27 protein-coding genes are annotated in these 22,855 nt (G+C 59.9%); 20 read left to right on the forward strand and 7 right to left on the reverse strand.

Annotated elements, in window-relative coordinates; genetic code table 11:
- Positions 1-84: 84 nt before the first annotated feature.
- Positions 85-573: a TIGR00645 family protein gene (locus H097_RS19875; protein WP_029292073.1), complete on the forward strand. Its 489-nt coding sequence runs from the start codon at positions 85-87 to the stop codon at positions 571-573.
- 146 nt (positions 574-719) lie between these two features.
- The gene (locus H097_RS19880; protein WP_032861870.1) at positions 720-1,337 is read left to right on the forward strand and encodes an FKBP-type peptidyl-prolyl cis-trans isomerase; all 618 of its coding nucleotides are present in this window, start codon (positions 720-722) and stop codon (positions 1,335-1,337) included.
- A gap of 136 nt (positions 1,338-1,473) precedes the next feature.
- On the opposite strand, the gene H097_RS19885 is transcribed toward H097_RS19880, so the two are convergent.
- From H097_RS19885 to H097_RS19895, 3 genes are all read right to left on the reverse strand, one after another.
- Positions 1,474-1,731: a hypothetical protein gene (locus H097_RS19885; protein ID WP_032861871.1), complete on the reverse strand. Its 258-nt coding sequence runs from the start codon at positions 1,729-1,731 to the stop codon at positions 1,474-1,476.
- 196 nt (positions 1,732-1,927) lie between these two features.
- Complete coding sequence (locus H097_RS19890) at positions 1,928-2,269, reverse strand: zinc ribbon domain-containing protein YjdM (protein WP_032861873.1); 342 nt, start codon at positions 2,267-2,269, stop codon at positions 1,928-1,930.
- A gap of 182 nt (positions 2,270-2,451) precedes the next feature.
- Positions 2,452-3,420, reverse strand: coding sequence for a polyprenyl synthetase family protein (locus H097_RS19895; protein ID WP_032861875.1), 969 nt, complete (start codon positions 3,418-3,420; stop codon positions 2,452-2,454).
- A gap of 239 nt (positions 3,421-3,659) precedes the next feature.
- On the opposite strand from H097_RS19895, the gene rplU reads away from it, so the two are divergent.
- From rplU to H097_RS19920, 5 genes are all read left to right on the forward strand, one after another.
- The gene (gene rplU / locus H097_RS19900; protein WP_003176051.1) at positions 3,660-3,974 is read left to right on the forward strand and encodes a 50S ribosomal protein L21; all 315 of its coding nucleotides are present in this window, start codon (positions 3,660-3,662) and stop codon (positions 3,972-3,974) included.
- A 34-nt stretch (positions 3,975-4,008) separates the two neighbouring features.
- Positions 4,009-4,266, forward strand: a complete 258-nt coding sequence (gene rpmA, locus H097_RS19905; protein ID WP_029292052.1) for a 50S ribosomal protein L27 — start codon at positions 4,009-4,011, stop codon at positions 4,264-4,266.
- Positions 4,267-4,460: 194 nt separating this feature from the next.
- Positions 4,461-5,684, forward strand: coding sequence for an Obg family GTPase CgtA (gene cgtA, locus H097_RS19910; protein WP_032861876.1), 1,224 nt, complete (start codon positions 4,461-4,463; stop codon positions 5,682-5,684).
- 123 nt (positions 5,685-5,807) lie between these two features.
- The gene (gene proB, locus H097_RS19915) at positions 5,808-6,926 is read left to right on the forward strand and encodes a glutamate 5-kinase (protein WP_032861877.1); all 1,119 of its coding nucleotides are present in this window, start codon (positions 5,808-5,810) and stop codon (positions 6,924-6,926) included.
- 13 nt (positions 6,927-6,939) lie between these two features.
- Positions 6,940-7,404 (forward strand): CreA family protein, encoded by a 465-nt coding sequence (locus H097_RS19920; protein ID WP_032861878.1) that lies wholly within the window; start codon positions 6,940-6,942, stop codon positions 7,402-7,404.
- 126 nt (positions 7,405-7,530) lie between these two features.
- Here the strand turns inward: H097_RS19920 and rpsT are convergent, their stop codons facing one another.
- Positions 7,531-7,809, reverse strand: coding sequence for a 30S ribosomal protein S20 (gene rpsT / locus H097_RS19925; RefSeq protein WP_032861879.1), 279 nt, complete (start codon positions 7,807-7,809; stop codon positions 7,531-7,533).
- A gap of 253 nt (positions 7,810-8,062) precedes the next feature.
- Here rpsT and murJ point away from each other — a divergent pair, with 253 nt between their 5' ends.
- From murJ to ispH, 6 genes are all read left to right on the forward strand, one after another.
- Positions 8,063-9,601, forward strand: a complete 1,539-nt coding sequence (murJ, locus tag H097_RS19930) for a murein biosynthesis integral membrane protein MurJ (RefSeq protein ID WP_032861880.1) — start codon at positions 8,063-8,065, stop codon at positions 9,599-9,601.
- A 118-nt stretch (positions 9,602-9,719) separates the two neighbouring features.
- The gene (ribF, locus tag H097_RS19935) at positions 9,720-10,658 is read left to right on the forward strand and encodes a bifunctional riboflavin kinase/FAD synthetase (protein ID WP_029292040.1); all 939 of its coding nucleotides are present in this window, start codon (positions 9,720-9,722) and stop codon (positions 10,656-10,658) included.
- Positions 10,659-10,671: 13 nt separating this feature from the next.
- Positions 10,672-13,503: an isoleucine--tRNA ligase gene (gene ileS / locus H097_RS19940; protein WP_032861881.1), complete on the forward strand. Its 2,832-nt coding sequence runs from the start codon at positions 10,672-10,674 to the stop codon at positions 13,501-13,503.
- The gene (gene lspA, locus H097_RS19945) at positions 13,496-14,005 is read left to right on the forward strand and encodes a signal peptidase II (protein ID WP_032861883.1); all 510 of its coding nucleotides are present in this window, start codon (positions 13,496-13,498) and stop codon (positions 14,003-14,005) included. Before ileS ends, lspA begins: the two co-directional genes overlap by 8 nt.
- 7 nt (positions 14,006-14,012) lie before the next feature.
- Positions 14,013-14,450 (forward strand): FKBP-type peptidyl-prolyl cis-trans isomerase, encoded by a 438-nt coding sequence (fkpB, locus tag H097_RS19950; protein WP_174553312.1) that lies wholly within the window; start codon positions 14,013-14,015, stop codon positions 14,448-14,450.
- 139 nt (positions 14,451-14,589) lie between these two features.
- Positions 14,590-15,537, forward strand: coding sequence for a 4-hydroxy-3-methylbut-2-enyl diphosphate reductase (gene ispH, locus H097_RS19955; RefSeq protein ID WP_032861885.1), 948 nt, complete (start codon positions 14,590-14,592; stop codon positions 15,535-15,537).
- Here the strand turns inward: ispH and H097_RS19960 are convergent.
- Positions 15,491-16,069, reverse strand: a complete 579-nt coding sequence (locus tag H097_RS19960; RefSeq protein WP_032861886.1) for a GspH/FimT family pseudopilin — start codon at positions 16,067-16,069, stop codon at positions 15,491-15,493. The two genes, ispH and H097_RS19960, sit on opposite strands and share 47 nt — an antisense overlap.
- 203 nt (positions 16,070-16,272) lie before the next feature.
- On the opposite strand from H097_RS19960, the gene pilV reads away from it, so the two are divergent.
- From pilV to thiO, 5 genes are read left to right on the forward strand one after another with little or no spacing between them, the layout of a single operon-like run.
- On the forward strand, positions 16,273-16,758 hold the full coding sequence (gene pilV, locus H097_RS19965) for a type IV pilus modification protein PilV (RefSeq protein WP_032861887.1): 486 nt from the start codon (positions 16,273-16,275) through the stop codon (positions 16,756-16,758).
- Positions 16,755-17,462 carry a hypothetical protein gene (locus H097_RS19970; protein WP_032861888.1) on the forward strand — a complete coding sequence of 236 codons (708 nt, stop codon included), beginning with the start codon at positions 16,755-16,757 and terminating at the stop codon, positions 17,460-17,462. The genes pilV and H097_RS19970 overlap by 4 nt, the downstream gene beginning before the upstream one ends.
- Positions 17,463-17,496: 34 nt before the next feature.
- Positions 17,497-17,994 (forward strand): PilX N-terminal domain-containing pilus assembly protein, encoded by a 498-nt coding sequence (locus H097_RS19975; protein ID WP_050593418.1) that lies wholly within the window; start codon positions 17,497-17,499, stop codon positions 17,992-17,994.
- A 12-nt stretch (positions 17,995-18,006) separates the two neighbouring features.
- Entirely contained in the window at positions 18,007-18,405 is a 399-nt protein-coding gene (locus H097_RS19980; RefSeq protein ID WP_032861892.1) for a type IV pilin protein, read from the forward strand.
- A 42-nt stretch (positions 18,406-18,447) separates the two neighbouring features.
- A complete protein-coding gene (gene thiO, locus H097_RS19985) occupies positions 18,448-19,548 on the forward strand; it encodes a glycine oxidase ThiO (protein ID WP_032861894.1) in 1,101 nt (366 codons plus the stop codon).
- Positions 19,549-19,575: 27 nt separating this feature from the next.
- Here the strand turns inward: thiO and H097_RS27940 are convergent, their stop codons facing one another.
- Complete coding sequence (locus tag H097_RS27940) at positions 19,576-19,809, reverse strand: PP0621 family protein (RefSeq protein ID WP_082445643.1); 234 nt, start codon at positions 19,807-19,809, stop codon at positions 19,576-19,578.
- Positions 19,810-19,935: 126 nt separating this feature from the next.
- Positions 19,936-20,961: an outer membrane protein assembly factor BamD gene (locus tag H097_RS19990; RefSeq protein ID WP_032861895.1), complete on the reverse strand. Its 1,026-nt coding sequence runs from the start codon at positions 20,959-20,961 to the stop codon at positions 19,936-19,938.
- A 149-nt stretch (positions 20,962-21,110) separates the two neighbouring features.
- Between H097_RS19990 and rluD the strand changes: the two genes are divergently transcribed.
- Together rluD and pgeF are read left to right on the forward strand one after the other, a co-directional pair.
- Positions 21,111-22,073, forward strand: a complete 963-nt coding sequence (rluD, locus tag H097_RS19995; protein ID WP_032861896.1) for a 23S rRNA pseudouridine(1911/1915/1917) synthase RluD — start codon at positions 21,111-21,113, stop codon at positions 22,071-22,073.
- A complete protein-coding gene (gene pgeF / locus H097_RS20000) occupies positions 22,070-22,795 on the forward strand; it encodes a peptidoglycan editing factor PgeF (RefSeq protein WP_032861897.1) in 726 nt (241 codons plus the stop codon). The genes rluD and pgeF overlap by 4 nt, the downstream gene beginning before the upstream one ends.
- Positions 22,796-22,855 lie beyond the last annotated feature (60 nt).

Genomic DNA, 22,855 nt, shown 5'->3' on the forward strand with positions numbered 1-22,855 from the left:
CAGGTCAGTTTTCCGGGTGGTTATGGCGCAATGTGCGTGGCTGATATACTCGCCGCCATTTCTAGCCAAGCTGTGTGAGATTCCATGGAACGCTTTATCGAAAATGCAATGTACGCCTCCCGCTGGCTACTGGCGCCGATCTATTTCGGCTTGTCCCTCGGGCTGCTGGCGTTGGCGCTGAAATTCTTCCAGGAAGTGATCCACCTGCTGCCCAACGTCTTTGCGATGGCCGAGTCGGAGCTGATCCTGGTGCTGCTGTCGTTGATCGACATGGCCCTGGTGGGGGGGCTGCTGGTGATGGTGATGATTTCCGGCTACGAGAACTTCGTCTCGCAACTGGATATTGATGACAACAAGGAAAAGCTCAACTGGCTGGGCACCATGGACTCTTCGTCGCTGAAGATGAAAGTGGCGGCGTCCATCGTGGCGATTTCCTCGATCCACCTGCTGCGCATCTTCATGGATGCCAAGAACGTCGATCCCCAGCACCTGATGTGGTACGTGATCATTCACATGACCTTCGTGATCTCGGCGTTTGCCATGGGTTACCTGGATAAAGTCACCAAGCATTGATCCGTGCCTGGTGCCTTCGGGCCTGGGATTTTGGGCTCATCAAGCGTAGGGCGAGTGTGCTAGTCTGCTCGCCCTTTTAGTTTGGATGACACGCAGAAACTGCGCTTTTGCAGGCCTTTGCGGTTGTCCTACAGCGGAGCCTTTCCATGTCCGAAGTCAATCTGTCCACCGACGAAACCCGCGTCAGCTACGGCATTGGCCGCCAGCTGGGCGACCAACTGCGCGACAACCCGCCACCGGGCGTGAACCTGGACGCGATCCTGACCGGCCTGACCGACGCGTTCGGCGGCAAGCCAAGCCGTGTTGACCAGGAACAAATGGCTGCCAGCTTCAAAGTGATCCGCGACATCATGCAAGCCGAAGCAGCAGCCAAGGCTGAAGCAGCAGCTGGCGCTGGCCTGGCGTTCCTGGCTGAAAACGCCAAGCGTGATGGCATCACCACCCTGGCTTCCGGCCTGCAGTTTGAAGTGCTGACAGCCGGTGACGGCGCCAAGCCGACCCGTGAAGACCAGGTGCGTACCCACTACCATGGCACCCTGATCGACGGCACTGTGTTCGACAGCTCCTACGAGCGTGGCCAGCCGGCAGAATTCCCGGTCGGCGGCGTGATCGCTGGCTGGACCGAAGCCCTGCAACTGATGAATGCCGGCAGCAAATGGCGCCTGTACGTGCCGAGCGAACTGGCCTACGGCGCACAAGGCGTTGGCAGCATTCCGCCGCACAGCGTTCTGGTTTTTGACGTCGAGCTGCTCGACGTTCTGTAAGACCTTCTGCTGAATTACCTGTAGGAGCGAGCTTGCTCGCGAAGGGCGTCAACGATAACGCGTAGTTCCTGGATTAACGCGGTGCCTTTGATACCTTCGCGAGCAAGCTCGCTCCTACAGTGTTTTGCAGGGTGGCTCATGGGTGAAATTTGCCATGCAGCTCCGTCACCGGGCGCAATGCTCGGGCATAGCAGAACAGAAACAGGTTCCTTACCACCTCTTTCAACACCCCAGGCTCACTGGAGCTCAGGCCGTTGACGTCCAGGTCGCCCTGGTCCTGTAGTTCACTCAGCGCTTCTTCTTCCAGCACGGCACACACTTCCCCGGTTTCCCGATGAAGGATCCGCAGGTAAGGGTGCGGACGGTCCAGCCAGGCATCAATCAAATAAGTCATGGGTCGCATCTCCTTGAAAAGGTTTCAATGAGAATAATTCTTATTCAAGGAATAGCAAGTCCCTATTGGTAATTTCCTGGTTTTTCTGTGTGGGCATTGTGCAGGGTCAAAAGGGCTGGCCTTTTGCTATTGGGGAGGGCGATGCGGGGAGGGTGAGGCACCATCCCGCGCGAGGCACGGGATGGAGGCAGGCAGGTCAGACCTTGCGGACGAACTCAGACTTGAGTTTCATCGGGCCGATACCGTCGATCTTGCAGTCGATATCGTGGTCGCCATCGCACAGGCGGATGTTCTTGACCTTGGTACCGACCTTGACCACCAGCGAGGTGCCCTTGACCTTGAGGTCCTTGATCACGGTGATGGTGTCGCCGTCTTGCAGGACGTTACCGACGGAGTCTTTCTTCACGGTTTCATCGCTGGCTGCCTCGGCTTCACCACCGACGGACCACTCATGGGCGCATTCCGGGCAGATCAGCTGGGCGCCGTCTTCGTAGGTGTATTCGGAATTGCATTTTGGGCAGGGTGGCAACGTGCTCACTAAGGCTCCTTGAAAGTCAGGATGGCTAAAAGTCGCACATTATATAGGGTTTTAGCGCAAAGGGATCAACGCTGTAGGAGCGAGCTTGCTCGCGAAGCACTCAAGAACACCGCGTAAAGCCAGAATCAGCGCGTTATCGTTGACGTTTTTCGCGAGCAAGCTCGCTCCTACAGTTGGCGCAATCAGTGAGTACGGGCTACCGCAAACTCACTCAGCTCCACCAGGGCATCCCGGTATTCGCTGGCTGGAAGGGCTTCCAGGCATTTGATGGCGCGAGCGACGTAGTCGCGGGCCAGTTGTGCGGTGTAGTCGAGCGAGCCAGAGGCCTCCACGGCTGCGCGGATGCTTTCCAGGTCTTCGATGCCACCTTTCTGGATCGCCTTGCGCACCAGGGCTGCCTGTTCCGGCGTGCCTTCGCGCATGGTGTAGATCAGCGGCAGGGTCGGCTTGCCTTCGGCCAGGTCGTCACCGACGTTCTTGCCCAGGGTTTCGGCGTCGCCGCGATAATCGAGCAGGTCATCCACCAGTTGGAAGGCCACGCCCAGGTGATCGCCAAAGGTGCGCAAGGCTTCGGCCTGCTCGGCGGTCGCCTCGCACAGAGCGGCTGCGCTGTGGGTCGAGGCTTCGAAGAGCATTGCGGTCTTGCCGCGAATCACTTCCATGTAGGTTTCTTCGGTGGTGCTCGCGTCCCGCACCTTGGACAGCTGCAGCACTTCGCCTTCAGCGATGATGCGCGTGGCCTGGGACAGGATCTTCATCACGGGCATCGAGCCCAGCTCGACCATCATTTCGAACGAGCGCGAATACAGGAAGTCGCCCACCAGCACGCTGGGTGCGTTGCCCCACATGGCGTTGGCGGTCTCGCGACCACGGCGCATACCGGACATGTCGACCACGTCGTCGTGCAGCAGGGTGGCGGTGTGCAGGAACTCGATAGTGGCGGCCAGCAGGCGCAGGTCATCGCCTTCACGACCCAGGGCCTTGCCACACAGCAACACTAATAAAGGACGCAGGCGTTTGCCGCCGGCCGAAGTAATATAGTCGCCAATTTTGGAGACCAGCGGCACTTTAGAAGTCAGCTGCTTCTTGATGATGCCGTCGACGGCGCTAAAATCGTCCGCCACCGCGCGGTAGAAAGCTTGGGGTTGCATCAGCGACAGTCGCTCCAGAAGGGTTGCGCGGCATGCTAGGACCCGCGCCCCCGGGTGTCAAGGCGCGATGGATGGCTACTTGCAAGCCTTCCACAGCTTGCGTACAATCGCGCACCCTGAACTTCCTGGGCAGCACCTGCCTTACGCAATTGCATTCGGGACGTCCATCCCATGCAGCCATGCCAGCCAATACCTCTTCTTATAAAGCGCTGGGTGAGCAGGATTATCGGAGAAATACCATGTCGTACGCAGTAATTGTTACTGGTGGCAAGCAATACAAGGTCGCCCCAGGTGAATACCTGAAGATCGAAAAACTGGAAATCGCTACCGGCGAATCCGTTACTTTTGATCGCGTTCTGTTGGTCGCCAATGGCGATGACGTGAACATCGGCGCTCCAGTTGTTGCTGGCGCTACCGTTGTGGCTGAAGTGATCTCCCAAGGTCGTCACGATAAAGTCCGCATCATCAAGTTCCGTCGTCGTAAGCACCACATGAAGCGTATGGGCCACCGCCAGTGGTACACCGAGATCAAAATCACCGGTATTCAGGCTTAATTTCAGCCTAATTCCTCACTAGGAGAATTGACTCATGGCACACAAAAAAGCTGGTGGTAGTACCCGTAACGGTCGCGACTCAGAAGCCAAACGCCTTGGCGTTAAGATGTATGGCGGCCAGAAAATCATTCCGGGCAACATCATCGTGCGTCAGCGCGGCACCCAATTCCACGCCGGTTACGGTGTAGGCATGGGTAAAGATCACACCCTCTTCGCGAAAATCGAAGGCGTGATCAAGTTTGAAGTAAAAGGCGCGTTCAACCGCCGTTACGTGAGCGTTGTCTCGGCTTAATTGCGAGCTCGCTGGAAAAGCCCTGTCTTGCGACGGGGCTTTTTCGTTTGTGGGGTGAGTCTCTTGCAAAGCTGTTTGTGGTGGGCGAAGGCAGCGGGATTTGCAGTCGTCGATTGAGGTCGCTGCGCTCATTTTTGCAAGAGTCTTATGTCTTGGTTTCTTAAGCTCGTCCGTGCGGCGAGAGGCGTTTTGTTATGAAGTTCGTTGATGAAGTTTCTATCCGAGTAAAAGCAGGCGACGGCGGTAACGGTTGCATGAGTTTCCGTCGCGAAAAGTTCATTGAAAACGGTGGCCCGAACGGCGGCGACGGTGGTGATGGCGGTTCCATCTATATGATGGCCGACGAAAACCTCAATACCCTGGTGGACTACCGTTACACCCGGCACTTCGATGCCGAGCGTGGCTCCAACGGCGGCAGCACCGACTGCACCGGTAAAAAAGGTGAGGACATGGTGCTGCGCGTACCGGTCGGCACCACGATCATCGACTCCGCGACCCAGGAAGTGATCGGCGACCTGACCAAGGCCGGCCAGAAGCTGATGGTTGTGCAGGGTGGCTGGCACGGTCTGGGTAACACCCGATTCAAGTCCAGTACCAACCGTGCGCCACGCCAGACTACGCCGGGCAAGCCGGGTGAGCAGCGTGACCTGAAGCTGGAAATGAAAGTGCTGGCGGACGTTGGCCTGCTGGGCCTGCCAAACGCCGGCAAAAGTACCTTCATTCGCTCGGTGTCTGCGGCCAAGCCGAAAGTGGCTGATTATCCGTTCACCACCCTGGTGCCGAACCTGGGTGTGGTCAGTGTCGACCGCTGGAAGAGTTTCGTGGTCGCGGATATTCCGGGCCTGATCGAAGGTGCTTCCGATGGCGCTGGCCTGGGGATTCGCTTCCTCAAGCACTTGTCCCGTACCCGTCTGTTGCTGCACCTCGTCGATATGGCGCCGCTGGATGAAACCAGTGCCCCGGACGCTGCCGAAGTGATCGTCAACGAGCTGGCCAAGTTCAGCCCGTCCCTGGCTGAGCGTGACCGTTGGCTGGTGCTGAACAAGTGCGACCAGATCCTCGAAGAGGAGCACGAAGAGCGGGTCAAGGAAATCGTTGACCGCCTGCAGTGGGAAGGTCCGGTCTACGTGATCTCGGCCATTGCCAAAGAAGGCACGGAGCGTCTGACCCGTGACATCATGCGCTACCTGGAAGATCGTGCAGATCGCCTGGCTGCCGACCCGGTCTACAAGGCCGAACTGGCGGATCTTGACCAGCGCATCGAAGACGAGGCGCGCGCGCAATTGCAGGCGCTGGATGACCAGCGTGCCCTGCGTCGCAGTGGCGTCAAGTCGGTCCATGACATCGGTGACGATGATTGGGACGAGGAAGACGTGGATGATGAAGATGGTCCGGAAATCATTTACGTGCGTGACTGATCCGTTGCGATAAACTTAAGCGCCGCTCAATCGAGCGGCGTTTTAGTATCTGGAAATCGGTAGTCACGAATAACGTTATGGGCGGCGCTGGGTCGCGCGGCCCTCAATCTAAGGTTGAAGATGATGCGGAGCAAAGTGACGGGTGCGCAACGCTGGGTCGTGAAGATCGGTAGTGCGTTGCTGACGGCGGATGGCAAGGGGCTGGATCGTGCGGCCATGAGCGTCTGGGTTGAGCAGATGGTGGCCTTGCATGAGGCAGGTGTCGAGTTGGTGCTGGTGTCGTCCGGGGCGGTTGCCGCCGGGATGAGCCGCCTCGGCTGGACCGCGCGACCCAGCGCGATGCATGAATTGCAGGCTGCAGCGGCGATTGGCCAGATGGGGTTGGTGCAGGCTTGGGAATCCAGCTTCGCCGAGCATGGTCGCCATACTGCGCAGATTCTGCTGACCCATGATGACCTGTCTGACCGCAAGCGCTACCTTAACGCCCGCAGCACCTTGCGTGCCCTGGTCGAGCTCAAGGTGATCCCGGTGATCAATGAGAACGACACTGTGGTGACCGACGAAATCCGTTTTGGCGACAACGACACCCTGGCCGCGCTGGTGGCCAACCTGGTGGAAGCGGACCTGCTGGTGATTCTCACGGATCGCGATGGCATGTTCGATGCCGATCCGCGCAACAACCCAGATGCCCAACTGATTTACGAGGCGCGGGCCGATGATCCGGCGCTCGATGCGGTGGCGGGCAGTGTCGGCGGTGCGCTGGGGCGTGGTGGCATGCAGACCAAGCTGCGCGCGGCGCGCCTGGCGGCCCGTTCCGGTGCGCATACGATCATTGTCGGTGGGCGCATTGAGCGCGTGCTGGATCGCCTCAAGGCGGGCGAGCGCATCGGTACGCTGCTGTCGCCTGAGCGCGGCATGTTGGCGGCGCGCAAACAGTGGCTGGCTGGCCATTTGCAGACGCGCGGCACCTTGGTGCTGGATGCGGGGGCTGTTTCGGCGTTGTCCCAGGGCAACAAGAGCTTACTGCCGGTGGGGGTCAAGCTGGTCCAGGGCAGTTTCCGTCGGGGTGAAATGGTGGTGTGCGTGGCGCCGGATGGTCGTGAGATTGCCCGTGGCCTGGCCAACTACAGCGCCCTGGAGGCGCAGAAAATCATTGGGCAGTCGTCTGAGTCGATTGTCGGTCTGTTGGGATACATGGCTGAGCCAGAGCTGGTTCACCGCGATAACCTGATTCTGGTCTAAAGGGAGCATATCGATGCGTGTAATGAAGGGGTTGCTCGGCCTGCTGATGGCGGTGCCGTTGCTGGCTTCGGCTGAAGAGATTGGTCAGGTGTCGACCGTGTTCAAGTTTGTCGGCCCGAATGATCGGATCGTGGTCGAAGCCTTTGATGATCCCAAGGTGGATGGCGTGACCTGCTACCTGTCCCGGGCCAAGACGGGCGGGGTGAAAGGTGGTCTGGGTCTGGCCGAAGACCGCGCCGAGGCATCGATTGCCTGTCGCCAGGTGGGGCCAATCCGCTTCAAGGGTGAGCTCAAGGATGGCGATGAGGTGTTCAAGGAGCGCACATCGCTGGTGTTCAAGACTATGCAAGTGGTGCGTTTCCTCGACAAGAAGCGCAATACCCTGGTGTACCTGGTCTACAGCGACCGCCTGATCGAAGGCAGTCCGCAGAATGCGGTGACGGCAATTCCGATCCTGCCGTGGCCTGGCGCGCAGTAAGCCTGGTGGTGCAGTGTTGCTTTATGTGGGAGCTGGCAAGCCAGCTCCCACATTTTTTGGGGCGTGGCATAAATCGTAGGCAATAAAAAACCGACCCTGGGGTCGGTTTTTTAACAAGCTTATCGCTTAGGCTGCAACAGCAAGGTTCAGAGCCTTGATGTGGCCATTCAGACGACCTTTATGGCGAGCAGCTTTGTTCTTGTGGATGATGCCTTTATCGGCCATGCGGTCGATAACTGGCACGGCCAGAACGTAAGCAGCTTGAGCTTTAGCAGCGTCTTTTGCGTCGATGGCCTTAACTACATTCTTGATGTAGGTACGAACCATGGAACGCAGGCTGGCGTTGTGGCTGCGACGCTTCTCAGCCTGTTTTGCACGTTTTTTGGCGGAAGGTGTGTTGGCCACCGTCGAGCTCCTCGAAAGACTTTTTAGGAAATAGCAAACAAAATAGGCCGCGAATCATGCCGATGAGTTGAAGTCTTGTCAAGGGCGGCTGATGCGAACTGCTGAGTGGTCGATCTGAAGAGGCGGGTGATTTATTTCCGGCGCTTGACCTGTAAACTCGCGAGCTTTGGCTCTGTGCTGTTGCAGGCGCGTAGTATCGCATAAGTAGGCGCTTTGTTCGCCTGCTCTTTATCTATAGGCAAAAACTCTTTCAATGAATCTGCTCAAGTCGTTGGCCGCTGTCAGCTCTATCACGATGATTTCCCGGGTTCTGGGGTTTGTGCGTGACACCCTCATCGCGCGTATTTTTGGCGCGAGCATGGCCACGGATGCCTTCTTTATCGCGTTTAAGCTGCCCAACCTGCTACGGCGGATCTTCGCCGAGGGTGCGTTTTCCCAGGCATTTGTGCCGATTCTGGCGGAGTACAAGACCCAGCAAGGCGAAGAGGCCACCCGCACATTCATTGCCTATGTCTCGGGTCTTTTGACGCTGGTGCTGATGTTGGTGACCATCGCCGGGATGCTCGCCGCGCCCTGGATTATCTGGGCCACGGCACCCGGGTTTGCCAACACCCCGGAAAAGTTCGCCCTGACCAGTGATCTGCTGCGGGTGACCTTTCCTTATATATTGCTGATTTCCCTGTCGTCCCTGGCCGGCGCGATCCTCAATACCTGGAACCGTTTCTCGGTGCCGGCGTTTGTGCCGACCCTGCTTAACGTCAGCATGATCATCTTTGCCCTGTTCCTCACGCCATATTTCGATCCGCCGGTCATGGCGCTCGGCTGGGCAGTGCTGGCCGGCGGCCTGGCGCAACTGTTGTACCAACTGCCGCACCTGAAAAAGATCGGCATGCTCGTGTTGCCGCGCCTCAATCTCAAGGATACCGGCGTGTGGCGCGTGATGAAAAACATGCTGCCGGCGATTCTCGGGGTGTCGGTCAGCCAGATCTCCCTGATCATCAACACCGCGTTTGCTTCGCTGCTGGTCTCTGGCTCCGTGTCGTGGATGTATTACGCCGACCGCCTGATGGAATTGCCCTCCGGCGTGCTGGGCGTGGCGTTGGGCACCATTTTGCTGCCGACCCTGGCGCGTACCTATGCCAGCAAGGATCGCCATGAATACTCGCGCATTCTCGACTGGGGCCTGCGCCTGTGCTTTGTGTTGGTGCTGCCATGCGCCCTGGCCCTGGGGATCCTGGCCGAGCCGCTGACCGTTTCGTTGTTCCAGTACGGCCAGTTCAGCGTCTTCGACGCCTTGATGACCCAGCGTGCGCTGATCGCTTATTCGGTGGGCCTGCTGGGGATTATTGTGATCAAGGTGTTGGCGCCGGGTTTTTACGCCCAGCAAAACATCCGGACTCCAGTGAAAATCGCGATTTTCACCCTGGTGGTCACCCAACTGTTCAACCTGATATTTATCGGGCCGCTGGCTCACGCGGGCCTGGCCTTGGCGATCAGCGCCGGCGCCTGCATCAACGCCGGCCTGCTGTTTTATCAACTGCGCAAACAAAAAATGTACCAGCCGCAACCGGGCTGGGGCGTGTTTGCCCTCAAGTTGCTGTTGGCCGTGGCCGTGATGTCGGCGGTATTGCTGGGGCTGATGCACTGGATGCCCGCGTGGGACGAAGGGCAGATGCTGGAGCGATTCCTGCGCCTGGGCCTGCTGGTCGTGGCCGGGGTGATCGCCTACTTTGGCATGTTATTGCTGCTGGGCTTCCGTCTGCGGGATTTCAATCGCAAGGCGCTGAATTGATCGCAATCAACAATAAGCTGGCTGTTTTTTCGATTCGAATCACTTGGCCTGTGCTGTTGCCTGTCGTCCGGGGCCGGGTGTGGTTATAATCGACCACTTTATGAGCAAGAAGCGCGTTATGCAGCTGGTTCGAGGTCTCCACAACCTGCGCCCCGAGCATCGGGGCTGCGTCGCCACTATTGGCAACTTTGACGGTGTTCACCGTGGCCACCAGGCTATCCTGGCGCGGCTGCGCGAGCGTGCAGTCGAGTTGGGCGTGCCCAGCTGCGTGGTGATTTTCGAGCCGCAGCCCCGTGAGTTCTTCACTCCCGAGACGGCCCCGGCCCGTTTGGCCCGCCTGCGGGACAAACTGCAGTTGCTGGCCGAAGAAGGCGTGGACCGGGTTCTGTGCCTGGCCTTCAACCAGCGTTTGCGCAGTCTCAGCGCCACCGAGTTCGTCGACCGTATCCTTGTCGATGGCTTGGGTGTGCAGCATTTGGAGGTCGGTGACGACTTCCGCTTCGGTTGCGACCGGGTAGGGGATTTCGATTTCCTGCAACAAGCCGGCGTAACCCAGGGTTTTACCGTCGAAGCCGCGCAAACCGTTGAACTGGACGGTCTGCGCGTGAGCAGCACCCAGGTGCGAAATGCCCTGGCTGCTGCCGACTTCGCTTTGGCCGAGCGTTTGCTCGGTCGCCCGTTCCGGATTGCCGGGCGGGTCTTGCACGGCCAGAAGCTGGCGCGCCAACTGGGCACGCCAACCGCCAACGTGCAACTCAAGCGCCGTCGCGTGCCACTGACCGGGGTCTACCTGGTGAGTGTCGAGATCGACGGCCAGCCGTGGCCCGGAGTCGCCAATATAGGTGTCAGGCCTACGGTTGCAGGTGATGGCAAGGCCCACCTGGAAGTTCACCTTTTGGATTTTGCCGGGGATTTGTATGACCGGCGTTTGACGGTGGTTTTCCACCAAAAGCTGCGTGAAGAGCAGCGATTCGCCTCCCTTGAGGCGTTGAAAACGGCGATCAATGCGGATGTCGCCGCCGCCCGTGCACTAGCCGCACCTAGCGCCCATCGCTAATGAAGAGCCTTAAATGACCGACTATAAAGCCACGCTAAACCTTCCGGACACCGCCTTCCCAATGAAGGCCGGCCTGCCACAGCGCGAACCGCAGATCCTGCAGCGCTGGGACAGTATTGGCCTGTACGGAAAGTTGCGCGAGATTGGCAAGGATCGTCCGAAATTCGTCCTGCACGACGGCCCTCCTTATGCCAACGGCACGATTCACATCGGTCATGCGCTGAACAAGATTCTCAAGGACATGATCATCCGCTCGAAAACCCTTTCGGGCTTCGACGCGCCTTATGTCCCGGGTTGGGACTGCCACGGCCTGCCGATCGAACACAAGGTCGAAGTGACCCACGGCAAGAACCTGGGTGCCGACAAGACCCGCGAGCTGTGCCGTGCCTACGCCACCGAGCAGATCGAAGGGCAGAAGTCCGAATTCATCCGCCTGGGTGTGTTGGGCGACTGGGACAACCCGTACAAGACCATGAATTTCAAGAACGAGGCCGGTGAAATCCGTGCCTTGGCCGAAATCGTCAAGGGCGGCTTCGTGTTCAAGGGCCTCAAGCCCGTGAACTGGTGCTTTGACTGCGGCTCGGCCCTGGCCGAAGCGGAAGTCGAGTACGAAGACAAGAAGTCCTCGACCATCGACGTCGCGTTCCCGATCGCCGACGACGCCAAGCTGGCCCAGGCGTTCGGCCTGGCGAGCCTGGCCAAGCCAGCTGCCATCGTGATCTGGACCACCACCCCGTGGACCATTCCGGCCAACCAGGCGCTGAACGTGCACCCGGAATTCACCTACGCCCTGGTGGACGTTGGTGATCGCCTGCTGGTGCTGGCCGAGGAAATGGTCGAGGCCTGTCTGGCCCGTTACGAGCTGCAGGGTTCGGTGATCGCTACCGCCACCGGCTCCGCGCTGGAACTGATCAACTTCCGTCACCCGTTCTATGACCGCCTGTCGCCGGTGTACCTGGCCGACTATGTCGAGCTGGGTTCGGGTACCGGTGTGGTTCACTCCGCGCCGGCCTACGGTGTGGACGACTTCGTGACCTGCAAAGCCTATGGCATGGTCAACGATGACATCCTCAACCCGGTGCAGAGCAATGGCGTGTACGCGCCTTCGCTGGAGTTCTTCGGCGGCCAGTTCATCTTCAAGGCCAACCAGCCGATCATCGACAAATTGACGGAAGTCGGTGCGCTGCTGCACACCGAAACCATCAAGCACAGCTACATGCACTGCTGGCGCCACAAGACCCCGCTGATCTACCGCGCCACCGCGCAGTGGTTCATCGGCATGGACAAAGAGCCGGTTGCCGGCGAAACCCTGCGCAAGCGTGCGATCAAGGCCATCGAAGACACCCAGTTCGTCCCGGCCTGGGGCCAGGCGCGCCTGCACTCGATGATCGCCAACCGTCCGGACTGGTGCATCTCCCGCCAGCGCAACTGGGGCGTGCCGATCCCGTTCTTCCTGAACAAGGAAAGCGGCGAACTGCACCCACGTACCGTCGAGTTGATGGAAGTGGTGGCCCAGCGTGTTGAACAGGAAGGCATCGAAGCCTGGTTCAAGCTGGATGCCGCTGAGCTGCTGGGCGACGAAGCGCCGCTGTACGACAAGATCAGCGACACCCTCGATGTGTGGTTCGACTCCGGTACCACCCACTGGCACGTACTGCGCGGCTCGCACCCGATGGGTCACGAGACCGGCCCGCGTGCCGACCTGTACCTGGAAGGTTCGGACCAGCACCGTGGCTGGTTCCACTCGTCCCTGCTGACCGGCTGCGCCATCGACGATCACGCCCCGTACCGCGAACTGCTGACCCACGGCTTCACCGTCGACGAGAACGGCCGCAAGATGTCCAAGTCCCTGGGCAACGTGATCGCGCCGCAGAAGGTCAATGACACCCTGGGCGCCGATATCATGCGCCTGTGGGTGGCTTCGACCGACTACTCGGGCGAGATGGCCGTTTCGGAGCAGATCCTGCAGCGTAGCGCCGATGCCTACCGTCGTATCCGCAATACCGCGCGCTTCATGCTGTCGAACCTGACCGGTTTCAACCCGGCCACCGACATCCTGCCGGCCGAGGAAATGCTCGCCCTGGACCGTTGGGCCGTGGACCGTACCCTGTTGCTGCAGCGCGAGTTGCAGGAACACTACGGCGAATACCGTTTCTGGAACGTCTACTCGAAGATCCACAACTTCTGCGTGCAGGAGTTGGGTGGCTTCTACCTCGACATCATCAAGGATCGCCAGTACACCACCGGCGCCGACAGCAAGGCACGCCGTTCGGCGCAGACCGCGCTGTACCACATCACCGAAGCGCTGGTGCGCTGGATCGCCCCGATCCTGGCCTTCACCGCCGACGAACTGTGGGAATACCTGCCGGGCGAGCGGAACGAGTCCGTGATGCTCAATACCTGGTACGAAGGCCTGACCGAATTGCCGGCTGACTTCGAACTAGGCCGTGAGTACTGGGAAGGCGTGATGGCCGTCAAGGTCGCGGTGAACAAGGAGCTGGAAGTCCAGCGTGCGGCCAAGGCCGTGGGTGGCAACCTGCAAGCCGAAGTCACGCTGTTTGCCGAGGAGGGCCTGAGCGCCGACCTGGGCAAGTTGAGCAACGAACTGCGCTTCGTGCTGATTACTTCCACAGCCAGTCTGGCGCCATTCGCCCAGGCCCCGGCTGATGCGGTCGCTACCGAAGTGCCGGGCCTCAAGCTCAAGGTGGTCAAGTCGGCCTTCGCCAAGTGCGCCCGTTGCTGGCACTGCCGTGAAGATGTCGGCGTGAACCCTGAGCATCCGGAAGTCTGCGGTCGTTGCGTCGACAACATCAGCGGTGCTGGCGAGGTTCGCCACTATGCCTAAGTCCAGCCGTTTCGGACGTCTGGGCTGGCTCGTCCTGAGCTTGCTGGTCCTGGTCATCGACCAGGTCAGCAAGGCTCACTTCGAGGGCACCCTGGAAATGTTCCAGCAGATCGTGGTGATTCCTGACTACTTCAGCTGGACCCTGGCCTACAACACCGGCGCTGCATTCAGCTTCCTGGCTGACAGCGGTGGTTGGCAGCGTTGGCTGTTCGCCCTGATCGCGGTGGTGGTCAGTGCGGTGCTGGTGGTCTGGCTCAAGCGCCTGGGCCGCAATGACACCTGGCTGGCTATCGCCCTGGCGTTGGTGCTGGGCGGTGCCTTGGGCAACCTGTACGACCGCATCGCCCTGGGCCATGTGATCGACTTCATTCTGGTGCATTGGCAGAACCGCTATTATTTCCCTGCGTTCAACTTTGCCGATAGCGCCATCTGTGTTGGCGCTGTCATGCTGGCGCTGGATATGTTCAAGGGCAACAAACCCGGAGAGACCGTAAATGACTGAACAAGTATTGGCCGAACAACGCATTGGCCAGAACACGGAAGTCACCTTGCATTTTGCATTGCGCCTGGAGAACGGCGACACGGTCGACAGCACGTTCGACAAGGCCCCGGCGACCTTCAAGGTCGGCGACGGTAACCTGTTGCCGGGCTTCGAGGCTGCGTTGTTCGGTTTCAAGGCCGGCGACAAGCGCACCCTGCAGATCCTCCCGGAAAACGCCTTTGGCCAGCCCAACCCGCAAAACGTACAGATCATCCCGCGTTCGCAGTTCCAGGATATGGAACTGTCGGAAGGCTTGCTGGTGATCTTCAATGATGCGGCGAATACCGAGCTGCCCGGCGTGGTAAAAACCTTCGATGACACTCAAGTGACCATCGATTTCAACCACCCGCTAGCCGGCAAGACCTTGACCTTTGATGTTGAAATCTTCGACGTTAAAGCGCTCTAACTGACGATTCCGGCCTACTGTAGGAGCGAGCTTGCTCGCGAAGGTCTTCACCGATAATGCTGACATCCTGAATGATCGCGGTGTCTGTGAAATTTTCGCGAGCAAGCTCGCTCCTACATGGCAAGACACGAGGCACAGCATGCAAATCAAACTCGCCAACCCCCGTGGCTTCTGCGCTGGTGTGGACCGGGCGATCGAAATCGTCAATCGCGCCCTGGAAGTCTTCGGGCCGCCGATCTATGTGCGTCATGAAGTGGTCCACAACAAGTTCGTGGTCGAAGACCTGCGAGCTCGCGGCGCGATTTTTGTCGAAGAGCTGGATCAGGTACCAGATGACGTTATCGTCATTTTCAGCGCCCATGGTGTTTCCCAGGCTGTACGCACAGAAGCAGCAGGCCGGGGCCTGAAAGTGTTCGACGCGACTTGCCCGCTGGTGACCAAGGTGCATATCGAGGTGGCGCGCTACAGCCGCGACGGCCGTGAGTGCATCCTGATCGGCCACGCCGGCCACCCGGAAGTCGAAGGCACCATGGGCCAGTACGACGCCAGCAATGGCGGCGCGATCTACTTGGTGGAAGACGAAAAAGACGTCGCCGAGTTGCAAGTGCATAACCCTGAAAAGTTGGCATTCGTGACCCAGACCACCTTGTCTATGGATGACACCAGCCGTGTCATCGACGCCCTGCGTACCCGTTTCCCCGCCATTGGTGGGCCACGCAAGGACGACATCTGCTACGCCACGCAAAACCGCCAGGATGCCGTCAAGCAACTGGCCGACGAATGTGACGTGGTGCTGGTTGTGGGGAGCCCCAACAGCTCCAACTCCAATCGTCTGCGTGAACTGGCTGAACGCATGGCCACCCCGGCGTACCTGATTGATGGTGCCGAAGACTTGCAGCGCAGTTGGTTCGATGGTGTCGAGCGTATCGGTATCACGGCAGGCGCCTCGGCGCCGGAAGTCCTGGTGCGGGGCGTGATCCAGCAGTTGCAGGCGTGGGGCGCCACAGGTGCCGACGAGTTGGCAGGGCGTGAAGAAAACATCACTTTTTCCATGCCCAAGGAGCTGCGGGTTCGTTCGCTGCTCTGAGCCCCAGTTCATCGTACCCCCGGCACAAGGCCTGCTCGGTCTTGTCGCTGCGCAGGCTGATACGACCGGTGGGCGCCAGCACCACCTGATGCAGGCTCAACGGCTGGTCCGTTGAGCACACATGCACAGTGCCGGCGCGAAACCCTCCCGCAGCCAGCAGGGGTTCGCCCAACCCGCTGAAGCGAATCTGCGTGCGCACCGGGGTATTGCCGATGATGGGGATCCGTCCATTGTCCTGGCGCTCCAGCAATACCGGGTTGTCGTCGTCCAGATGGCCGCGCCCATTCATGTCCACCACCACCTTCCAGCCTCGGCTCCAGTCATCATCCCGTGCATGGATGATCACCGTTCGATTGCGTGCAATGGCCTGGGTGCGGGCGTAGCGCAGGCCGGACGCCAGGGTCTGCGCCGCGCTCAGTCGTGTTTGTGAGTCCAGCAGGCTCTTGAAACTGGGTACTGCCAGTTGTGCCAGGATGCCGCTGAAGATCAATCCGAACAGCAACTCGATCAATGTGAAACCGCGTTGTTTCATACCTCGTCCCTCCATGGACAGTTCATTGGGCTGTGGCTGTACTAGTTATAGCGGTGGTCTACGTCCGTGCAGTGATGGCCTTCCTGTCCAAAGTATTTCCCTTTATTCCTAGGGGCGGCGCGGCTGCGAGTGTGGCGCTAGTCTTGGGCAACACACGGCTATTTCGGCCGTTTCGATGACCCTCGACAAGGATGACGATGGCTATGCGCGCTTGCCCGGCAACGTCTTGTGCCCCCTCTGGTGCCACCCGGCAGGTCGGCATGAGCCTGATCGAAGTGCTGGTCTCGCTGCTGATTCTCGGCGTTGGCCTGCTTGGGGTCGGGCTGATCCAGTTGAATGTGCTCAAGTACACCGACAGCTCCAGGATGATCAGCCAGGCGAGTTTCATTGCCTATGACATGCTCGACCGGATCCGCGCCAATGCCGGTGCCGACTACGCCTGGGAGAGCGGCGATGTTGCGCTCACCACCACCGTGGCCGCGAGTGTCCGGGATCTGGATTTGCACGACTTCGAGGCCAATATCAGTCACTTTGCCGGCGATACCGCCAAAGGATCGATTGCGATCAATCAGCGTGAAGTCACCATCAGTATCAGTTGGGATGATTCGCGCGCAGCCAATGCTGGTAATACCCGTGAAACATTCACCCTGACCAGTCGTGTCGCGGTTGACCCGAGGCCTGCGCGATGAGGCGCTCCAGTACGGGGTTTGGGCTGGTCGAAGTATTGCTGGCGGCGAGCTTGGGGCTGATCGTGGTCCTGGCGGCCGTCCAGATAACATTGGCGGCGCAAAGCACCGCTGCCAGCCAGTACGCGTCGGCGTTATTGCAGGATGAGGGTCGATTTGTCCTGGGCAAGATGATCCAGGAGATTCGTCTGGCGGGGATGTTCGGTTGCCTGTCCCTGCCTTTGATTGCTCAGGCGCCTGCTGACTTTTCCAGGCCGGTCAGCGTGGTGGTCAATGGTGCCTCAACCAGCTTGACACTGGTTACCAGCGATGTCGGTAGCCAGGGCAGTCGGCCAGACTGGACGGTGCTCAGCAATTGTGTCGGCAGCGCCCAGGCCTATTCGGGGCTGCCACCCAAGCCAGGGGCCGGGCAGATCGCTTTTCCCGTACGCAAACTGACCTACAGCTTTGAGTCGGGGCAACTGAAACTAAGCACTCCGGCATCCCCCGCCAAGGCAGTGCTGGTGGATAACGTGGGGGCGTTCGAGTTGAGCTTCGGGGTGGCTAGCCAGCCTGGCTCCAGTGTCGTGACCCGGTATGACAGCGATCCCGATGATGACTTGCTGATCCGCAGTGTGCGTGTGGTGTTGACGCTCCGCGATCCGGCAGGCCGCGTGCGGGACCAGGTCTATAGCGCTGTCGCTGCCGTGCGTAATCGTCTTGAATAGCGCGCTCCGGATATCGGCCCCCAGACAGCGTGGCATGGTGCTGTTGATCAGCCTGGTGTTGCTGCTGTTGTTGATGGTTCTCGGGCTGTCATCGATGCAGGGCGCAACGTCGCAGGAACAGCTCGCTGGCAGCCTCCGGCATCGCAACCAATCGTTTCAGGCTGCCGAAAGCGGACTCAGGCGCGGTGAGTCGGCTGTGCAGGCGCAAGGATTCGGTTTGCCGCCCTGTCAGTCACTTGTCACCTGCGCACCGCCGAAAGAGGCGTATGTCATCAGCCGGCCGGGCGTCGATCCGGTCTCGGCCGTTACCTGGGTCGGCATGAAGGCGGGTATTTATGGCATTCAAAACCTGGGCGTCGGTATCGGATTGGCGCATTTGCCGCCCGACACCCCGGCGACTTTGTATCGGGTCACGGCAGTGGGAATCAGCGGCCAGTCGCGCAGCGTTCTGGAGAGCGTCTATGCACGGGTAGCCTCGGCTGATGACGCCGGTGAGCGATTTCGACGAATTCTATGGCGACAACTTCAGTAGGTGGACATCGCGATGAGCGGCAACTGCAAAGGATTCACCTTGATCGAATTACTGATCGCACTGGCGGTTATTGCCACATTGGCCGCGGTGATTTATCCGGGGTACACCGCCCATGTGAAAAAAGCCTATCGCACGGAAATTGTCGGGCTGCTCACGGAGCAAGCCCAGCATCTGGAGCGCTATTACGTGAGAAATGGCACTTTTATTGATGCAAGCGGCGTCAGCACCGGCAATGATCGCTATAGAATCACGGTGATTCTGAATCCCCAGGATTTCACGCTAACCGCGACGCCCTTTGCCGTCGCGATGCTGGGTGATCCTTGTGGTGAGTTCAGTTTGACCAGCACTGGCGCACGGGCTAATCCCGGCGCTGTGCCCGGCACGACGCGTCAGGAATGCTGGGGGCGCTGAGGCTGGTGGGCACTCCTTTCTTTTTATGGGCTGAATGGAACAATGACCAAGCAACAGCAAGTCGTGGTTGTGGGTGGTGGTGTTATCGGGCTGTTGACGGCGTTCAACCTGGCAACTCAAGGGCGGGCGGTGGTCGTTCTGGACCGTTCGTCGTTTGGGCAGGAGTCCTCCTGGGCCGGTGGCGGGATTGTTTCGCCGTTATATCCATGGCGCTACAGCCCGGCAGTCACGGCGCTGGCGCACTGGTCCCAGGATTTCTACCCACAGTTGGCCCAGCGTCTGTTTGCGGCCACGGGTGTGGACCCTGAGGTTCATACCACGGGCCTGTATTGGCTGGATCTGGACGATGAAGCCGATGCCCTGGCCTGGGCCGTTCAGGAAGGCCGGCCATTGAGCAAGGTGGATGTTTCGGCCGCCCGTGACGCGGTGCCGGTGCTGGGTGCTGGGTTTGCACAGGCTATCTATATGGCGGACGTGGCCAACGTGCGCAATCCGCGCCTGGTCAAATCCCTCAAGGCTGCGTTGTTGGCGTTGCCCGGCGTAACCCTGCATGAGCATTGCGCGGTACAGGGCTTTATCCAGGAGGGCGGCAGCATCGTCGGGGTCAATACGGCGCAGGGTGAGGTGCGGGGCGACGAGGTCGTTCTCGCGGCCGGTGCCTGGAGTGGCGAGTTGCTTGGCAGCCTGGGTCTGACGTTGCCGGTGGAGCCGGTCAAGGGCCAGATGATTTTGTACAAGTGTGCTGCGGACTTTCTGTCCTGCATGGTTCTGGCGAAGGGGCGCTATGCGATCCCGCGTCGGGATGGGCATATCCTGGTTGGCAGTACGCTGGAGCATGAGGGTTTCGACAAGACGCCGACCGAGCCGGCCCTGGAAAGCCTCAAGGCCTCGGCGGTGGAATTGATTCCAGCGCTGGCGGATGCCGAAGTGGTGGGGCATTGGGCCGGTTTACGGCCTGGGTCGCCAGAGGGCATCCCGTACATTGGCAAGGTGCCAGGGTTTGAAGGTCTGTGGCTCAACTGTGGGCACTACCGCAACGGGCTGGTATTGGCGCCTGCGTCTTGTCAGTTGTTTGCTGACTTGCTGTTGGGGCACGAGCCGGTGATTGACCCCGCCCCCTATGCACCCGCTGGTCGGATATAAGCTTGGGTGCCTGCAGGTCCAGGGTTTTCAGCGTTCGATAGATTTCGGTCCCTGCTCCAGGTGCGCCTGGGTGCAGTACCACTCCTGCTGCTGGTTCAACGCCCGGTCCTGGGGTAAATGTACGCCACAGTGGGCACAGCGAACCATGGGCGCAGCGCCTTGTTCGCGGGGGTGTTGCTGCGTTGAAGCGGGGCGCTTGAACTTGCGCCAGAACCATACCGCAGCAGCAATCAGGGCAATCCAGAACAGTAAACGAACCATGGCAGGCAGCTTCTCGACAGGGAATCCGGCAGTTTAGCCAAGGATGTTAACGGCGCACAGGGTAATAAAGTCGCGCCATGAAAAAAGGAGCCCCGAGGGACTCCTTCTTGTGTGGCCAGACTGGTGTCAGTCAAAGACACCGAACGTCATGTAGCTGAACCACGAGCGGTCCTGGTTGTTGCCCAGGGCTTCGGGGGCTTCTTCCTCGATCACGTCGCCGTTCTCGTCATGCGGCTTGAGGTCCGACGGAATGGAGTCCTTGGCGTCCTGGTACTGCTTGAGAATGTCCTGGTTGGCTCGGGTTTCGCCCGGCGGCAACGGCGGACGGGACTCGATCAGACCCAGGGTGTACTTGCTCAACCACGAGCGGTTGTCCGCTTCGGCAACCTGCGGCACAAACTGGCCGTCTTTCAGGCTAGGGTGGTCCGGGTAGTTGAGTTTCAAGGTCTGCAGGCTGGTGTCTGCCAGGGTATCCAGATGCAGGCGCATGTAGGCTTCGGTCATCACAGCCAGGCCATCACCCACCGAAGGGGTTTCCTGGAAGTTTTCCACTACATAGCGACCACGGTTGGCGGCAGCGACATAAGCCTGGCGCGTCAGGTAGTAGTGGGCTACGTGGATCTCGTAGGAAGCCAGCAGGTTGCGCAGGTAGATCATGCGCTGCTTGGCGTCCGGCGCGTAGCGGCTGTTAGGGAAGCGGCTGGTCAGTTGGGCGAACTCGTTATACGAGTCGCGCGCGGCACCTGGGTCACGCTTGGTCATGTCCAGCGGCAGGAAGCGCGCCAGCAGGCCGACATCCTGGTCAAACGAGGTCAGGCCCTTGAGGTAGTAGGCGTAGTCCACGTTCGGGTGCTGCGGGTGCAGGCGGATAAAACGCTCGGCGGCGGACTTGGCAGCTTCCGGCTCGGCGTTCTTGTAGTTCGCATAGATCAGTTCGAGCTGGGCCTGGTCGGCATAGCGGCCAAACGGATAACGCGACTCCAGGGCCTTGAGCTTGGCCGTGGCGCTTGTGTAGCTATTATTGTCCAGGTCGGCCTGAGCCTGCTGGTACAGCTCGACTTCACTGAGGTTTTCGTCGACGACGTCCTTTGTTGACGAGCAAGCAGCAGTCATGGCGAGGATGGCGATCAGCAGCAGGTGTTTCACTTGCATGGCGGCTTGCGTCCCTATGACGGCCGCTGTCTTGGGCGGGGCCGTCCTGTTATGATGAGCGCCCCGATGAAAGCCTCGGGGCAAAAGACGCCGTATTTAACCACAAGCGCGCAGCCGAAACCAAAGGCTGTGCCACGCCTAGTCTGAGCATGTCCGATAAAATTGAACTTCGCGCAGAGGTGCCGTCCGAATTGGGCGGCCAACGCCTCGATCAAGTCGCCGCACAACTATTCGCTGAGCACTCGCGCTCGCGCCTTTCCGCCTGGATCAAAGACGGCCGCCTGACTGTGGATGGAGCGGTTATCCGCCCGCGAGACATAGTCCATGGCGGTTCGATTCTGGAGCTGACTGCCGAGCAGGAAGCCCAGGGAGAATGGATCGCCCAGGACATCGAGCTGGATATCGTCTATGAAGACGACGACATCCTGGTGATCAACAAACCCGCAGGCCTGGTGGTTCACCCGGCAGCCGGGCACGCTGATGGCACCTTGCTCAATGCCTTGTTGCACCATGTGCCGGACATCATCAATGTCCCGCGCTGCGGCATTGTCCACCGCCTGGACAAGGACACCACCGGTCTGATGGTGGTGGCCAAGACCATCCAGGCGCAGACGCAGTTGGTCACACAATTGCAGAGCCGCAGCGTCAGCCGCATCTATGAGTGCATCGTGATTGGTGTAGTCGTGGCGGGTGGCAAGATCAATGCGCCTATCGGTCGCCATGGCCAGCAGCGCCAGCGCATGGCGGTGATGGAGGGCGGCAAGCAGGCCGTCAGCCACTACCGCGTGCTGGAGCGTTTCCGCTCCCACACCCATGTTCGGGTCAAGCTGGAAACCGGCCGTACCCACCAGATCCGGGTGCATATGGCGCATATCAATTTCCCGTTGGTCGGTGATCCGGCCTACGGTGGTCGCTTCCGTATTCCGCCGGCGGCCAGTGTGACCATGGTCGAATCGTTGAAATCGTTCCCGCGCCAGGCGCTGCATGCACGCTTCCTGGAACTGGACCATCCGACGAGCGGTGAGCGGATGAGCTGGGAATCGCCACTGCCTGACGATTTTGTCTGGTTGTTGTCGCTGCTCAAGCAAGACCGCGAGGCCTTTGTCGGATGAGTGACTGGCTGATTCCTGACTGGCCTGCGCCGGCCGGGGTGAAAGCCTGCGTCACTACCCGCGCGGGCGGCGTCAGTCTGGCGCCGTTCGACAGCCTGAATCTTGGCGATCATGTCGAGGACAGCCCTGGGGCTGTGCTTGAGAATCGCCGTCGTCTCACTGCCGCGTTCGATATCCAGCCGGCCTGGCTACGCCAGGTTCATGGCGTCGTCGTGGTCGAGGCCGATCCTGGGCAGATTGCCGAGGCAGACGGCAGTTGGACCGATACGCCCGGCATCGCCTGCACCGCGATGACCGCCGATTGTCTGCCGGCCTTGTTTTGCAACAAGGCCGGGACCCGGGTCGCCGCGGCCCATGCCGGTTGGCGTGGACTGGCCGCGGGTGTGCTGGAAGCTGCTGCGCAAAGCCTGGAAACAGCGCCTGCCGAGGTAATGGTCTGGTTAGGTCCGGCGATTGGCCCAAAGGCCTTTGAAGTCGGCCCTGAAGTACGTGAAGCCTTCATGCAGCAACTTGCGCAAACGGCCGAAGCCTTTGTGCCGAGCCACAACCCTGGCAAGTTCCTGGCCGACATCTACCAGCTGGCGCGCCTGCGCCTGGCTGCACGCGGTATCACGGCGGTCTACGGCGGGGGCTTGTGTACGGTGACCGACTCACGCTTCTTTTCTTACCGGCGCAACCCGCGCACCGGTCGATTCGCCTCCCTTATCTGGCTCGAACGCTAGACTCCCCTGATCCATATCAAGCATCGCCGGCTTGAATCTTCCAGAATCCACCCCATCTAT

Origin of the sequence: Pseudomonas sp. FH4 (genome assembly GCF_000510915.2) — a bacterium.
Classification (GTDB): domain Bacteria; phylum Pseudomonadota; class Gammaproteobacteria; order Pseudomonadales; family Pseudomonadaceae; genus Aquipseudomonas; species Aquipseudomonas brenneri.

Excerpts from the sequence above, each read along its gene's own strand:
- H097_RS19875 (WP_029292073.1), top strand. The coding sequence starts at position 85 with ATGGAACGCTTTATCGAAAATGCAATGTACGCCTCCCGCTGGCTACTG.
- H097_RS19880 (WP_032861870.1), top strand. The coding sequence starts at position 720 with ATGTCCGAAGTCAATCTGTCCACCGACGAAACCCGCGTCAGCTACGGC.
- H097_RS19885 (WP_032861871.1), bottom strand. The coding sequence starts at position 1,731 with ATGACTTATTTGATTGATGCCTGGCTGGACCGTCCGCACCCTTACCTG.
- H097_RS19895 (WP_032861875.1), bottom strand. The coding sequence starts at position 3,420 with ATGCAACCCCAAGCTTTCTACCGCGCGGTGGCGGACGATTTTAGCGCC.
- rplU (WP_003176051.1), top strand. The coding sequence starts at position 3,660 with ATGTCGTACGCAGTAATTGTTACTGGTGGCAAGCAATACAAGGTCGCC.
- rpmA (WP_029292052.1), top strand. The coding sequence starts at position 4,009 with ATGGCACACAAAAAAGCTGGTGGTAGTACCCGTAACGGTCGCGACTCA.
- cgtA (WP_032861876.1), top strand. The coding sequence starts at position 4,461 with ATGAAGTTCGTTGATGAAGTTTCTATCCGAGTAAAAGCAGGCGACGGC.
- proB (WP_032861877.1), top strand. The coding sequence starts at position 5,808 with ATGCGGAGCAAAGTGACGGGTGCGCAACGCTGGGTCGTGAAGATCGGT.
- H097_RS19920 (WP_032861878.1), top strand. The coding sequence starts at position 6,940 with ATGCGTGTAATGAAGGGGTTGCTCGGCCTGCTGATGGCGGTGCCGTTG.
- murJ (WP_032861880.1), top strand. The coding sequence starts at position 8,063 with ATGAATCTGCTCAAGTCGTTGGCCGCTGTCAGCTCTATCACGATGATT.
- ribF (WP_029292040.1), top strand. The coding sequence starts at position 9,720 with ATGCAGCTGGTTCGAGGTCTCCACAACCTGCGCCCCGAGCATCGGGGC.
- ileS (WP_032861881.1), top strand. The coding sequence starts at position 10,672 with ATGACCGACTATAAAGCCACGCTAAACCTTCCGGACACCGCCTTCCCA.
- lspA (WP_032861883.1), top strand. The coding sequence starts at position 13,496 with ATGCCTAAGTCCAGCCGTTTCGGACGTCTGGGCTGGCTCGTCCTGAGC.
- ispH (WP_032861885.1), top strand. The coding sequence starts at position 14,590 with ATGCAAATCAAACTCGCCAACCCCCGTGGCTTCTGCGCTGGTGTGGAC.
- H097_RS19960 (WP_032861886.1), bottom strand. The coding sequence starts at position 16,069 with ATGAAACAACGCGGTTTCACATTGATCGAGTTGCTGTTCGGATTGATC.
- pilV (WP_032861887.1), top strand. The coding sequence starts at position 16,273 with ATGCGCGCTTGCCCGGCAACGTCTTGTGCCCCCTCTGGTGCCACCCGG.
- H097_RS19970 (WP_032861888.1), top strand. The coding sequence starts at position 16,755 with ATGAGGCGCTCCAGTACGGGGTTTGGGCTGGTCGAAGTATTGCTGGCG.
- H097_RS19975 (WP_050593418.1), top strand. The coding sequence starts at position 17,497 with ATGGTGCTGTTGATCAGCCTGGTGTTGCTGCTGTTGTTGATGGTTCTC.
- H097_RS19980 (WP_032861892.1), top strand. The coding sequence starts at position 18,007 with ATGAGCGGCAACTGCAAAGGATTCACCTTGATCGAATTACTGATCGCA.
- thiO (WP_032861894.1), top strand. The coding sequence starts at position 18,448 with ATGACCAAGCAACAGCAAGTCGTGGTTGTGGGTGGTGGTGTTATCGGG.
- H097_RS27940 (WP_082445643.1), bottom strand. The coding sequence starts at position 19,809 with ATGGTTCGTTTACTGTTCTGGATTGCCCTGATTGCTGCTGCGGTATGG.
- H097_RS19990 (WP_032861895.1), bottom strand. The coding sequence starts at position 20,961 with ATGCAAGTGAAACACCTGCTGCTGATCGCCATCCTCGCCATGACTGCT.
- rluD (WP_032861896.1), top strand. The coding sequence starts at position 21,111 with ATGTCCGATAAAATTGAACTTCGCGCAGAGGTGCCGTCCGAATTGGGC.
- pgeF (WP_032861897.1), top strand. The coding sequence starts at position 22,070 with ATGAGTGACTGGCTGATTCCTGACTGGCCTGCGCCGGCCGGGGTGAAA.